Source organism: uncultured Chitinophaga sp. (assembly GCF_902168175.1).
In the GTDB taxonomy this organism is placed as follows: Bacteria; Bacteroidota; Bacteroidia; order Chitinophagales; family Chitinophagaceae; genus Chitinophaga.
Window position 1 is genome coordinate 1 of sequence record NZ_CABHOU010000049.1, and the last position, 12,906, is coordinate 12,906.

The 12,906-nt window shown below is 46.2% G+C and carries 12 protein-coding genes; 9 read left to right on the forward strand and 3 right to left on the reverse strand.

From position 1 onward, the window contains the following. The 3 genes from QZT80_RS09970 to QZT80_RS09980 form a co-directional block, all read left to right on the forward strand. A partial coding sequence (locus tag QZT80_RS09970) for a peptidase domain-containing ABC transporter (RefSeq protein ID WP_295121277.1) occupies positions 1 to 2,176 on the forward strand: 2,176 nt, incomplete at its 5' end. Further along, a complete protein-coding gene (locus QZT80_RS09975) occupies positions 2,154 to 3,473 on the forward strand; it encodes an HlyD family efflux transporter periplasmic adaptor subunit (RefSeq protein WP_295121280.1) in 1,320 nt (439 codons plus the stop codon). The genes QZT80_RS09970 and QZT80_RS09975, both read left to right, overlap by 23 nt. Positions 3,474 to 3,478: 5 nt before the next feature. Then, on the forward strand, positions 3,479 to 4,249 hold the full coding sequence (locus QZT80_RS09980) for a DUF3405 domain-containing protein (protein ID WP_295121284.1): 771 nt from the start codon (positions 3,479 to 3,481) through the stop codon (positions 4,247 to 4,249). 249 nt (positions 4,250 to 4,498) lie between these two features. Here QZT80_RS09980 and QZT80_RS09985 read toward each other — a convergent pair whose 3' ends face one another. From QZT80_RS09985 to rplU, 3 genes are all read right to left on the reverse strand, one after another. After that, positions 4,499 to 4,915: a hypothetical protein gene (locus QZT80_RS09985; protein ID WP_295121286.1), complete on the reverse strand. Its 417-nt coding sequence runs from the start codon at positions 4,913 to 4,915 to the stop codon at positions 4,499 to 4,501. Positions 4,916 to 4,981: 66 nt separating this feature from the next. Next, complete coding sequence (gene rpmA / locus QZT80_RS09990; RefSeq protein ID WP_295121289.1) at positions 4,982 to 5,260, reverse strand: 50S ribosomal protein L27; 279 nt, start codon at positions 5,258 to 5,260, stop codon at positions 4,982 to 4,984. A gap of 30 nt (positions 5,261 to 5,290) precedes the next feature. Beyond that, positions 5,291 to 5,593 (reverse strand): 50S ribosomal protein L21, encoded by a 303-nt coding sequence (gene rplU / locus QZT80_RS09995; RefSeq protein WP_295121292.1) that lies wholly within the window; start codon positions 5,591 to 5,593, stop codon positions 5,291 to 5,293. 317 nt (positions 5,594 to 5,910) lie between these two features. Between rplU and QZT80_RS10000 the strand changes: the two genes are divergently transcribed. The 6 genes from QZT80_RS10000 (at position 5,911) to arsB (ending at position 12,819) form a co-directional block, all read left to right on the forward strand. Continuing rightward, positions 5,911 to 7,407, forward strand: coding sequence for a GH3 auxin-responsive promoter family protein (locus tag QZT80_RS10000; RefSeq protein WP_295121295.1), 1,497 nt, complete (start codon positions 5,911 to 5,913; stop codon positions 7,405 to 7,407). Between the two features lie 99 nt (positions 7,408 to 7,506). Beyond that, a complete protein-coding gene (locus QZT80_RS10005; RefSeq protein WP_295121298.1) occupies positions 7,507 to 8,670 on the forward strand; it encodes a 1-deoxy-D-xylulose-5-phosphate reductoisomerase in 1,164 nt (387 codons plus the stop codon). A gap of 81 nt (positions 8,671 to 8,751) precedes the next feature. Then, positions 8,752 to 10,092 (forward strand): RIP metalloprotease RseP, encoded by a 1,341-nt coding sequence (gene rseP / locus QZT80_RS10010; protein ID WP_295121301.1) that lies wholly within the window; start codon positions 8,752 to 8,754, stop codon positions 10,090 to 10,092. A gap of 385 nt (positions 10,093 to 10,477) precedes the next feature. Next, the gene (locus QZT80_RS10015) at positions 10,478 to 10,810 is read left to right on the forward strand and encodes a helix-turn-helix transcriptional regulator (RefSeq protein ID WP_295121303.1); all 333 of its coding nucleotides are present in this window, start codon (positions 10,478 to 10,480) and stop codon (positions 10,808 to 10,810) included. 60 nt (positions 10,811 to 10,870) lie between these two features. Next, a complete protein-coding gene (locus QZT80_RS10020; RefSeq protein ID WP_295121306.1) occupies positions 10,871 to 11,719 on the forward strand; it encodes an arsenite methyltransferase in 849 nt (282 codons plus the stop codon). Between the two features lie 20 nt (positions 11,720 to 11,739). Further along, positions 11,740 to 12,819 carry an ACR3 family arsenite efflux transporter gene (arsB, locus tag QZT80_RS10025; protein WP_295121309.1) on the forward strand — a complete coding sequence of 360 codons (1,080 nt, stop codon included), beginning with the start codon at positions 11,740 to 11,742 and terminating at the stop codon, positions 12,817 to 12,819. Positions 12,820 to 12,906 lie beyond the last annotated feature (87 nt).

Below are 12,906 nucleotides of genomic sequence, written 5' to 3' on the forward strand. Positions count from 1 at the left end.
GATTGCCAAACATTATGGTAAATATTATTCGCTGCAATACCTGCGGGATAAATGCGGGCTTACCAGGCACGGGGCCTCTTTCATCGACCTTGGTTGTGCGGCGGAAAGTATCGGGCTAAGAAGCCTGTCCATAAAATGTACCATCAATGATTTAGTGCATAAAATGCCCCTGCCGCTCGTAGCACACTGGAATAACAGCCATTATATCGTAGTATATAAAACCACGCCCGGCAGGAACAACATATTTGTATCCGACCCTGCTGGCGGACTTATAAAGTATACAGCGAAAGAATTTACGGATAAGTGGCTTAAAACGAATACAGATAATGGTTACGTGCTGGTGTTAGAGCCCCAGCCCGACTTTTACCAGCGCGAGGAAGAAGAGAAACACCACCGCGGCAAAACATTCGACAGCTTAACCGGCTATTTCAGGCCATACAAAAAGAACTTCATCAATCTTTTCGTAGTAATGTTGCTGGTCACCCTGCTGCAGGCTTTCCTGCCTTTTATATCCAAGGCAATTATTGATGTAGGTATACAAACGCACGACCGGCAATTTATCGATATGGTATTGATCGCCAACCTCTGCATACTCGCAAGTATCCTGTTATGCAACATCGTGCGCGACTGGATACTGCTGCACGTTTCGTCGCGCATCAACATTGCTCTTATTTCCGATTACCTCGTTAAACTGATGCTGTTACCCATCACCTTCTTCGAGAATAAAATGACCGGCGATATACTACAGCGGGCCAACGATCATGAACGGATACGCACCTTTATCATGAACAATTCGCTGAGTATGATCTTCTCCACACTTACCTTCCTCCTATTCGGCGCCATCATGCTCGTTTACAACACAACACTGTTCTTTATATTCATTGCAGGTAGTACCATTTATCTTCTTTGGGTGATGGCGTTTCTTAAACTCCGGAAAAAGCTCGACTGGGCTTACTTTGACCTTATTTCTCAGAACCAGAGTTATTGGGTAGAAACGATTAATGCCATTCAGGACATTAAGATCAATAATTATGAAAGGCAGAAGCGCTGGAAGTGGGAAGCCATCCAGGCACGGTTATTTAAAGTGAACCTGAGAATCCTGCGCATCAACAACGCACAAAATTCGGGGGCGCAGTTTATCGATAGCATGAAAAACCTGTTTATCACGTTCTATTGCGCCAAAGCGGTTATTGCAGGCGAAATGACTTTCGGGGTCATGATATCTATCCAATTTATTACTGGTATGTTAAACGCGCCTGTCGTGCAGTTTATCCAGTTCATCATGTCATTCCAGGCCGCTAAGATCAGCTTTTTACGGTTGAATGAAATCCACCAGTTAAAAGACGAAACGGAAGATGTGGGTGCCAACACGATCGAGTTACCAGATAAAAAGTCGCTACACCTGAAAAACGTTTCCTTTCAATATATGCTTAACGGCTCATTGGTGTTGAAGAACATCCACCTTACCATACCTGAGAAAAAAGTGACCGCCATTGTAGGCGATAGCGGAAGCGGAAAATCAACCCTGCTCAAACTACTGCTGCGCCTATATAAACCCTCGTATGGCGAAATCACTATGGGCAACATGAATATTAATAACATCAGCCTGAAACAATGGCGAGAAACCTGCGGCGCGGTTATGCAGGACGGGAAAATTTTTAATGATACGATACTGAACAACATTGTGCTGGGCGATGAAAATGTAAACTATACCAGGTTAAAAAGGGCGCTGGATACCGCTAATATCGCCAAAGAAATTGAGGCCTTACCGCTGGGGTACCAGACCAAAATGGGCGAACAGGGACGCGGACTAAGCGGCGGACAAAAACAACGTTTGCTCATTGCCCGCGCATTGTACAAAGATCCGGACTTCCTGTTTTTCGACGAAGCCACTAATTCGCTCGATACACTTAACGAACAAAAAATAACAGCTGCGCTGGATGATGTTTTTAAAGATAAAACCGTAGTCGTAGTGGCGCACCGCCTCAGTACCATCCGGAAAGCCGACCAGATCATTGTTATGCAAAATGGCGGTCTCGTCGAAATAGGCGACCACACCTCACTGTTGCAAAAAGGCGGACGCTACGCCAGGTTAATACAATCGCAACTCGATCCCTCACCCGATTCGGCAGTTACAGAAAACCCGCTTTTCAATGGAGCAGATCAATCCAACTAAAAACAAATACTACCTGCACGAGCGCACCGACGAAGTACAGGACATTATAGCGCGCATGCCCTCGCGGTTTGGTCTTTACATATCCGGTGTAGCGCTCTTCATTACACTGGTACTTATCGTTTCAGGCTTCGCGGTCCGATACCCTGACGTAATTACCGGTTCGGTTACCGTCAATGCTTCGCTATCGCCTGTAAAATTGGTTTGCCAGCATAATGGCACGTTGCGGTTAAATGGCATCTCGTCATCAGATATTCTGAAGGCAGATGATATCATCGCCTATATCGATAATCCGGCTTCGCTGGATACGGTAAGGCTGATAAGCACTATGCTCGATAACAGCGGTCCCGGGAATACAAAGCTGCTGAACAGCCTGCCCTTAAAGGCACGGTTGGGCGAATTAAGCGCGCCTTATTATTCATACCTCAATAGTCTTCAACAACTACAGGACTTTTATGCCGACCAGCCCTATGAAAAGCAACTCGCCAGCCTGGAAAAGCTAAAAACAGAAGAACTGAACGACATCGACCATCTGACCGCCAGCCTGCAAATCAGCAGCCAGCAACTGAATTATAACCAGAAGTTATACGCACGCGATTCCCTTTTATTTGAGCAGCACGTTACCGCAGAAGCAGAACTAGACCGATCGAAACTTAATTATTTGTCCAGCGAAAATAACTACCGGCATACTGGCAGCAGCCTCATTGCTTCACGTAAAGAACTACAGCAAACGCTGGCGAAGATCAGCGAGATCAATATACAATTCCATGAAAAGGGGCATCAACTTAAAATAGCCAGCATAGCCGCTTACAACGAATTAAAAGGCAGCATTAAAACATGGGAGCAGCAGTATGTTTTTCGCGCACCGTTTGATGGTAAAGTGCAGTTCCTCAAATTCTGGAACGACAAACAATTTATAGCAGCCGGTGAACAGGTGTTTACGATCGTTCCTGTGGCGGGTACTCCCTATGGGCAGGTCATTTTACCAGCACAGGGTGTAGGAAAAGTGAAGCCTGGTCAAAAGGTAATGGTGAAACTGGATAACTACCCCTACCAGGAATATGGTGTAATCAGCGCCACCGTTGTTTCCATAGCGCTCACTTCCGGCACTACGAAAACCGCGCAGGGCGAACTGGAAACGTACCTGGCAACTATTGCTTTCGATAAAGGATTACTGACGAATTATGGTGAGCAACTGGTGTTTAGTCAGGACTCGCGGGGCATGGCCGAAATAATCACGAAAGACAGGCAGCTGATCCATCGTTTCTTCGATAATCTTAAATACATACTTAAAAAGTAGAACGCATGTCCAAACAAGCCTTCCTGCTGCTTTGTAACAAAACCAGTACGCAGTTGCTGGCGCAGTACCAGTTGCTCTATAATGCCACTAAAACAATGGGCGAATGCATCGTACTTTATCATCTGCAGCGGGAGCAGCACGAAAACATTCCTGGTGCAGCTGTTTATCCGTTTACAGATGAAGTCCTCACCAGGTTGAATTATATCCCCATCGGCTTTAGTCTTTTACCGGGCAACAATCATTTTCCACTACTGAAGTTTTATAACGAACATCCGGATTTCGATTATTACTGGATTGTGGAAGATGATGTACGATTTAACGGTGACTGGCAACAGTTTTTTCAGGCCTTTGACGATGTAAGTTCAGATTTTATCAGTACGCACATACATCCTTTCAGAGATGCGCCTGCCTGGCCATGGTGGGGTACGCTGGCCAACTCCTACCAGTGCATACCGGTGGAACAGAGGATCAAATCTTTTAATCCGGTCTACCGTCTATCGCGGCATGCCCTGCAGCACATTCATCAGTCGCTGAAGGCAATGTGGGTAGGGCACCATGAAGTACTGTTGCCCACATTGCTGCATAAAGGGGGCTTTAGCCTGATGGACATGGGCGGGCGGGGACGATTCACACCCGAACCGTTCAGGGACCGCTTTTATGACGCTATTGACCTTAAACGCGATGGTTCGATATTGGAAGGCACTATGCGATGGAGGCCGGTTTTTAGAGAGATGGGCAGCTCAGTTGATAAGCTTTATCATCCTGTGAAAGCATAGCCCCAATTCCTGAGAGCGCCTATCTCGCCTGATCCATTTTCGACTCATATCCCGACTGTCCTATATCGGTCATTTATCCATCCTATTATCCATTTTCGCTAAAAACCGCCGTGGTGGTGATGGCGATTAAAGGATCGATATAGGATGAATATCGGATCATCAGGATCAGTTAAGCCGTACGTACTTTTGTAAAAAGAAAAGCCCCGGCAGTTGCCAGGGCTTTTATAATTTGAATTTGTAGTTCCGAACTTACATAGCCGGAGCTGCAGGGGCTGCAGGAGCAGATGGTGCTTTTTTAGCAGCAACTTTCTTCTTAGGAGCAGCTTTCTTAGCAGCAGCTTTCTTAGGAGCAGCTTTCTTAGCAGCAGCTTTTTTAGGAGCAGCTTTCTTAGCAGCGGCTTTCTTTGGAGCAGCTTTCTTAGCAGCGGCTTTCTTTGGAGCAGCTTTCTTAGCAGCGGCTTTTTTAGGAGCAGCTTTCTTAGCAGCAGCTTTCTTTTTAGGAGCAGCTTTCTTAGCAGCGGCTTTTTTAGGAGCAGCTTTCTTAGCAGCAGCTTTCTTTTTAGGAGCGGCTTTCTTAGCAGCAGCTTTTTTAGGCGCAGCTTTCTTAGCAGCAGCTTTCTTTTTAGGCGCAGCTTTTTTAGCAGCCGCTTTTTTAATTGTTGCCATTGTTTTTTGAATTTTGGGTTAGTAATTAAAATTGGGTATTAAAAAAACTTTATGGCAAACACTAACCTAGGCTTCCGCCTGAGCAGTGGTGTCAAATGATTTTACGGAAACGAACGTTCTGTTCTCACGGCCTTTTCTGAATTCCACTACACCATCTGTCATCGCAAAAATGGTAAAATCTCTACCAATTCCTACGTTCTGACCAACATGGTACACAGTACCACGCTGACGGATGATCACGTTACCTGCTACGGCAACCTGGCCACCAAAGATTTTCACACCTAGTCTTTTGCTCTGGGAATCGCGGCCGTTCTTAACGCTACCTTCACCTTTTTTATGTGCCATTGTATTATGACTTTAACTTTTTCTAATTAATTAAGCAATCTCGTTGATCCTGATTTTTGTAAAGTGAGTCCTGTGACCGATCTTCTTTCTGAAGCCCTTGCGGCGCTTCATTTTAAAGGCTATCACTTTATCTCCCTGTACATGACCGAGGATCTCTGCTTTGATCACTGATTTTACATCAGTACCTACAGTTAGCTGGGTGTCATTGTTTAACAGCAGAACATCTGAGAACTCAACTTTGTCTCCGACGCTCCCGGTCAATTGCTGAACGAAGATCTCCTGATCTTTCGACACCTTGAATTGCTGACCTGATATTTTAACAACTGCGAACATAGTTATCCAAAAATAATTTCGGCAAAGGTAACCTTTACTTTTATATCAACAAAAGATTTTACTATAATTTATTGTGAGCGATGCCCAAAAGTTCATCAATACTACACAACAATTCCTCCAAAGATACGGACTTTTTACAATTTTAGTTTTTTTTAACAATTGTTTGTAATTGTTTGCCAGCAGCGAACGGGATTACTCCAAAACGTAAACTGGGCCGATATGCGCCCTAACCCTTCTAAAAACTGGCGGAATACGCGGTGCAATGCGTCACAATTTTTATACTTTTGTTTTTTACCTTAAATAAAAATAACAGCGGCATGAAGTTTAAAGCACTGCTGGCCAAGCCATTTGCTTCTTACATATCTAATAAGATCCGGAAGGAAATGCAGCGGGCGGTAGAAGATCAGGGAGCTATCTGGCAAGATTTGATCAAAACAGGCAGGAAAACGGAGTTCGGCAGCGAGCATGGCTTTAACGCCATACAGACCTACGAAGAGTACAAGCAGGCCGTTCCCATAAGAGATTACGAACAATACAGGCCTTATATAGACCGGGTTAAGGAAGGAAAACACAACGTATTATGGAAGGGGCAACCCATCTATTTTGCCAAAACGTCTGGCACTACCAGCGGAGTCAAGTATATTCCTATTACCAAAGATTCTGTTTCCAATCATATGGATACGGCGCGTAACGCGCTACTGTGCTATATGGCCGAAACGGGTAATACGGCTTTTGCCGATGGTAAACTCATCTTCCTTTCGGGTTCTCCCGAACTGGAAAGGGTGGGCGGAATCCCTACAGGACGCCTCAGCGGTATCGTAAATCACCACATACCCCGCTACCTGCGCACGAACCAGCTCCCCTCCTACGAAACGAACTGTATCGAAGACTGGGAAACCAAACTGGGTAAAATCGTGGACGAAACCATCAACCAGGACATGACACTGATCAGTGGCATACCACCATGGATGCAGATGTATTTCGACGAACTGATGGCCAGAAGCGGTAAGAAAGTGGGTGAACTGTTTAAAAACCTGAGCGTGCTGGCACATGGTGGCGTAAACTTCGAGCCCTACAAGGCTAAGTTGTTCGATGCTATTGGCCGTCCCATCCATACGGTAGAAACGTTCCCGGCCTCTGAAGGCTTCTTCGCCTTCCAGGACTCGCAAAAACACGAGGGACTGCTACTCAACACCAATAGCGGCATCTTCTTCGAGTTTGTGCCTGCCGGCGAAATATTCTCCGAAAACCCTACCCGGTTGTCGCTCGCAGACGTTAAGGTAGGCGAGAACTATGCCCTCATTGTTAACAGTAATGCAGGGATGTGGGCCTATAATATCGGAGATACCGTTAAATTCGTGTCTGTAAATCCGTACCGCCTGGTGGTAACGGGCCGTACCAAACACTTTATTTCCGCATTCGGCGAACACGTGATCGGCGAAGAAGTGGAACACAGTTTGATGACGATAGCCGCCCAGGAAAACGTGCGGATCGTGGAATTTACGGTGGCACCTAAAATTCAGGTAGACGGTGAACTGCCTTACCATGAATGGTTCGTGGAGTTCGAAAACGCACCGGACAACCTGGCCGCTTTCGCGAAAAAGGTGGACGACCAGATGCGGAAAAAGAACATATATTACGACGACCTGCTCACTGGCAGCATCCTGCAAACCCTTAAAATAAGGGCCGTGAAGAAGAGCGGATTCATCGAATATATGAAGTCTATCGGCCGGCTTGGCGGTCAGAATAAAGTACCACGACTGAGCAACGACAGGAAAATTGCGGACGGCCTTGCGCCCTTTTCGCACGAATAATATTTATTGATGTCCGGGTTAAATTTTAAAAGACAACAGAAATTAATCTAAACATTTAACCGTATAACGAGAGGATCATTCTTGTTTGATAAAAACACCATGAGTAAGAAACGCATTGGCATTTTCGGGTCTACCGGCTCCATCGGAAAGCAAGCGCTGGAAGTGATAGCCGCCCATCCGGAAAGGTTTGAAGTAGAAGTGCTGACGGCGCATAGCAGTGCAGACCTGTTGATAGAACAGGCCCTGAAGTTCCGCCCGAATGCCGTAGTGATTGGCGACGAAAGCAAATACACTGCAGTAAAGGACGTGTTGTTCGATAAAGGCATAAAGGTATTTGCCGGCCCCAAAGCCATGGTGGAAGTAGCTGCATGGAGCAGCATAGACATGATGCTGGCAGCCATCGTCGGTTTTGCCGGCCTGGCCCCTACGCTTTCAGCCATTGAACAGGGTACGCCCGTAGCGCTGGCCAACAAGGAAACGCTGGTGGTAGCCGGCGATATCGTAATGGCCACCGCACGCCGCAAAAACGTACCCGTAATACCGGTAGACTCTGAACACGCTGCCATTTTTCAATGCCTGGTTGGCGAACCCGGCGGATGCCTGGAAAAGGTGATACTGACCGCTTCCGGCGGACCTTTCCTCGGTAAGAAGCCTAACTATCTTATCAATGTAAAAAAAGACCACGCCCTGCAACATCCCAACTGGAGCATGGGCGCTAAAATAACGATCGATTCGGCCACCCTCATGAACAAGGGCCTGGAAATGATCGAAGCGAAATGGCTCTTTAACCTGGCAGCCGACCAGATAGATGTTGTAGTGCATCCACAGTCTATCGTACACTCCATGGTGCAGTTCACCGACGGCTCTATGAAAGCACAGATGGGCCTTCCGGATATGAAACTGCCTATCCAGTATGCACTGGGTTTCCCCGAAAGACTGGCGAACGACTTCCCCCGCTTTTCTTTTAAAAACTACCCTTCCTTAACGTTCGAAGCACCCGATACCAAAACCTTCAGGAACCTGGCTATTGCCATAGAAGTATTGAAGACCGGCGGTAACTCGGCCTGTGTGATGAACGCTGCGAATGAGGAAGTGGTGAACGCGTTCCTGCGCAACCGTATCGGCTTTTTACAGATGACGGAAGTGATAGAGGAAACCCTGGCTAAGATTCCTTTCCAGGCTACGCCAACCCTCAACGATTATTATAATACTGATACCGCAGCGCGGGAGTATGCTGCATCTTTGATCAACGGACTGGGTTAAATCATGCAGAATTATGCCCTGCAACAGATTAACCATCTTCAAAAAACATTACCTTAACAGGGTATTTTTTAAAGCAAATAAATGACAACACAGGAAATACTGGTGAAGGCCGGACAGCTTATATTATCGCTGTCCATTCTAGTTGTACTTCACGAAATGGGCCACTTTATCCCCGCTAAACTTTTCAAGACCAAGGTGGAAAAATTCTACCTGTTTTTCGACCCCTGGTTCTCTCTTTTCAAATTTAAGAAAGGTGAAACTGAGTACGGTATTGGCTGGCTGCCACTCGGCGGTTACGTGAAAATATCGGGCATGATAGACGAAAGCATGGATAAAGAGCAGATGTCTAAACCGGCAGAACCCTGGGAATTCCGCTCTAAACCTGCCTGGCAACGACTGATTATCATGATCGGCGGTGTTACGGTGAACCTTATACTGGGCTTCCTGATTTACACACTCATGTTATGGCATTGGGGCGAATCTTACCTGCCTACTAAAAACCTGACTTACGGTATTGCTACCGACTCCCTCGCACAAAGCATTGGCCTGCGCGATGGCGACAAGGTGCTTTCTGTAGACGGACAATACATCGAGAACTTCTTCACTATCCCCGGCGAGCTTATCCTCCGCGAGGCTAAAACCATCCAGGTCGAAAGAGAAGGACAACAGGTGAACATCCCGATCCCTGAAGGATTTATCCGCCAGGTGATAAAAAAGAAAGGTGACATCCTGGGCGTACGCGTTCCATCTATCGTAGATAGCCTGGACGGCAAGAACCTCGCCGCTACCAAAGCGGGTTTACAGGTAGGTGATAAAATACTGACCGTCAACAATGTAAATGCCGAATACCTGCACCTCATGCGCCAGGAACTGGCCAGGGATACCAGCAAACGCATAGACATTAAAATACTCCGCGGTACAGACACGCTGACCAAAAGCGCGTTAATACCTTCTACGGGCACACTGGGCTTCTACACACCCGCAGAGAAGCTGTTTGTTTTTGCCACGAAGAAATACACCTTCGGCGAGGCCATTCCTGCCGGCTTTAACAAAGCGATCAACACCCTCGTAAAATATGTACAACAGTTGCGCCTGATCTTCGTTTCAAAAGAAGTGAAAGCAACAGAGTCGCTGGGCGGCTTCATGAGCATTGGCAAATTGTTTCCTTCCGAGTGGGACTGGCAGAGTTTCTGGACACTCACCGCACTGTTATCGATCATCCTCGCCTTCATGAACATCCTGCCCATACCGGCACTGGATGGCGGGCACGTATTATTCCTCATTTATGAGATCGTAACCGGCCGTAAACCGAGCGATAAGTTTATGGAATACGCGCAGATCGTAGGTATGGTGATACTGTTTAGCCTGTTGCTGTTTGCGAATGGGCTGGATGTGTGGAGATGGTTGAGAGATCTGTTTTAATTGAACGTTAGAGATATTGAAAAGGGCTACGGATCGATGATTCGTAGCCCTTTTTAGTTATACTCAATTAGAATTATCCTTCCAACCAATTCAGACGGCAGTACCATGAACGCGTCCGTTATGAAGAACATTCATGCCGATTAATCATCTTTCATCGGTGGCCCTTACAACCAATGTATCCCAGCTTTCATATCCCCCAAAACCTCGAGTCCCTTTTCTGTAGCGAGCGGGCATAAACGTCCTTACTGGATTGCCCATGAAAATACTGGATAGAGGGGCTATTGTAAGAATAAAGCCATAACTATAGTACGTTTCACATAATTTTTCAGAAATATTTGCCAGTCTAAAACAGTAATCGTAATATTGCGATAGAAACATCAGAACAATGGGCGCCACAAAAACAACATTATTTACCAAAGAGCAGAACGATATGGCAGTAATGGCTAAAGCTATTGCCCATCCTGCCCGTATTGCTATCCTGCAATACCTGGTGAAGAAAAACGCCTGTGTTTGCGGTGACCTGGTCGAAGAACTTGGTTTAGCCCAGGCCACCACATCGCAGCACTTAAAGGAACTCAAAAATGCAGGTATCATTCAGGGTAACATTGAAGGGGCAAGTGTTTGTTACTGCATCGACCCCAAAGTATGGAACCTGTACCATTCCCTTTTCAGCAGCTTTTTTAAGAACGTAGACCTGAGCGGAGCTAAATGCTGCTGATCTATTTTTTTGCTCAAAATAATCGCAATATTGCAATAGTACGATAACAAATAAAGTGTTATGCAAACCGAAGAACAACTTAAAGAACTCGTAAAGCAGAAATACAGTGAGATCGCTTTACAGGAAAAAGACACCAACGCCGCCTCCTGCTGTGGTGCTTCATGCTGCTCCACTGAAGTTTATAACATCATGAGTGATGATTATACCCAAATGGAGGGATATAATGCAGATGCAGACTTAGGCTTAGGTTGCGGCCTGCCAACTCAGTTCGCCAAAATCAAAAAAGGTGACGTAGTGATCGACCTGGGCAGCGGCGCAGGCAATGACGCCTTTATCGCCCGTGCCGAGACCGGAAATACTGGTAAAGTTATCGGCATTGACTTCACCCCGGCCATGATTGACAAAGCCCGTATCAATGCGGAAAAACTGGCCTATCATAACGTAGAGTTTCGTCAGGGTGATATTGAGCACATGCCGGTTACAGCGAATGTAGCTGATGTGATAGTAAGCAACTGTGTACTGAACCTGGTGCCGAATAAAGATGCAGTGATCAAAGAAATCTATCGTGTATTGAAACCGGGCGGACATTTCAGCATTTCTGACATTGTACTGCTTGGCGATTTGCCCGAAAACCTGCGGTCCGCTGCCGAGATGTATGCAGGCTGCGTGTCGGGGGCAATCCAAAAAGAAGAGTATCTGGGCCTGATCGATAAAAATGGTTTTAAAAACGTATTACTGCAAAAGGAAAAGCCCATCATCATTCCTGATGACATCCTGAAAAACTATTTAAGTGATACAGAGATTGCGGCCTTCAAATCTTCCGGTACCGGTATTTATAGTGTTACGGTTTATGCTGAGAAACCTTTGGAGTCAGCCGAATCCTGCTGCGCACCAGGCTGTTGTAGTTAATTCATTAATCCAATCCATTTATGACCGTAAACAATTGCGCTCCGGCGCACGAAAGAAAGAAACTCAGCTTTCTTGACCGCTATTTAACCCTTTGGATATTCCTGGCGATGGCGATAGCTATAGGCATAGGATATTTCCTGCCCTCATCTTCCGGCTTTATCAATTCCTTCTCCAGTGGCACAACGAATGTGCCTTTGGCAGTAGGGCTCATCCTGATGATGTACCCGCCACTGGCAAAAGTGAAATATGAAAAAATGGGTGAGGTGTTTAAGAATACAAAGGTGTTAGGCACCTCACTCTTTCTGAACTGGGTAATTGGCCCCATACTGATGTTCATCCTTGCCATTACGTTTTTAAACGGCTACCCGGAATACATGATCGGCCTGATCCTGATCGGCCTCGCCCGCTGTATTGCAATGGTTGTGGTGTGGAATGAGCTGGCCGAAGGAAACCGGGAGTATGCTGCCGGACTGATTGCCTTAAACAGCATCTTCCAGGTATTGCTTTACAGCGTTTATGCTTACCTGTTTATTACCGTTCTACCACCCTTATTCGGCATAAAAGGGCTGGAGGTAAACATTACCATTGCCGAGATCGCCAAAAGCGTAGGCATTTACCTGGGTATTCCATTTGCCGCAGGTGTGATCAGCCGTTATGTACTGATAAAAGTTATGGGAGAAGAATGGTTTCAGAAGAAGTTCATTCCCTTTATCTCACCCATTACTTTGATCGCCCTGTTGTTTACCATTGTTGTAATGTTCAGTTTGAAAGGTGAACTCATCGTACAGATCCCGATGGATGTGGTACGCATAGCGATCCCGCTTGTGATCTATTTCGCTATTATGTTCCTTGTCAGCTTCTTTGCAGGAAAGAAGATGGGCGCTGATTATTCACAAAGTGCCTCCATTGCTTTCACTGCTGCCGGAAACAACTTTGAACTGGCCATTGCTGTTGCCATTGGCGTATTCGGCATCAATTCGGGCCAGGCGTTTGTTGGCGTAATTGGCCCACTGGTTGAAGTACCGGCACTGATCGCACTTGTCAATCTTGCCTTCTGGCTGCGTAACAAATATTATCCTTCATCACTAACTAAAATATAAAATGAAAATCGCATTATTCTCCGACATCCATGCCAACCTTCCGGCACTGGAAGCATTCTTTAACGATGTAGACAGCCGGAAGCCGGA